This is a genomic window from Pseudomonas sp. BS-2016 (assembly GCF_001806145.1).
Taxonomy (GTDB): Bacteria; Pseudomonadota; Gammaproteobacteria; order Pseudomonadales; family Pseudomonadaceae; genus Aquipseudomonas; species Aquipseudomonas lundensis.
Genome location: NZ_MLCT01000012.1, coordinates 1 through 780, shown reverse-complemented (window position 1 = coordinate 780; position 780 = coordinate 1). Strand labels below are relative to the sequence as shown.

2 pseudogenes are annotated in these 780 nt (G+C 51.3%); both read right to left on the bottom strand.

Features of this window, described 5'->3' with window-relative positions:
• Positions 1-423: pseudogene (locus BKD70_RS24635) on the bottom strand (hypothetical protein); the annotation flags it as partial.
• 12 nt (positions 424-435) lie between these two features.
• Positions 436-780: pseudogene (locus BKD70_RS25185) on the bottom strand (hypothetical protein); the annotation flags it as partial.

Below are 780 nucleotides of genomic sequence, written 5' to 3'. Positions count from 1 at the left end.
ATCTGAAATAGAGAAGTTGGCAGATTCTTGTGAAGTATGCTCTCTGCCTGGCCCCCACCGCCCCTCAATAGTCAGCTTCAAACTGTGAAGCACTGACGAGCAACCATGTTCGTTGTCGGTCAGTGGCACTTTAAATTCAACTTGGTGGGCCGTTTTTGGCTGGTCCGGCTTGAAGTGCAGACGACCGACGCGGAACGGTTTGCCGGATCGGCCCGTGCAGGTTTCTCCGGGCGCAGGTATGTAATTGCCTGTGCCCGTCACCGTAAAGTTTTCAGGCACGTCAGCCTGAAAGGTGAAGGTTTTGGGTGGGGTCATGGAACAGCCCGACATCACCAAAGCAAAAGCGCCCAGGCAAAAAGCCTGCCCCCATTTGATGGTGGGTATCAGCGGCTTCCCATTAGGCGTGTTTGCATGTTTTTTCATTTTTTAATGTCCTTATTTAGTGCAGTTGGGGTAAACAGTGCAATCGCGACCGTCGGGCATTTTGAAGTTTTTAAATTGCGGGGGACTTACGCACAATTCTTCTATATCCCGCCCCCAATTCCCTTTACAAGGTTTCCAGCCTGAGGTTGTCTTAATCCAGTAGCGGTTGAAGTAAGGTTCTTCTTCCTTCGCCACAGACAACACCAACTTGACCGTCGAGTCCGCCAACTGATCGCGGTGCAAGCGGCCGCCGATCATGCGTTTTTGTATTTCGCCTTTCGCATCGAGGGCCCTGCATTTAAGTATTTTCCTGATAAAACGCTTAGGGCCGACCGTGCGAAACAGCCACTGACATTG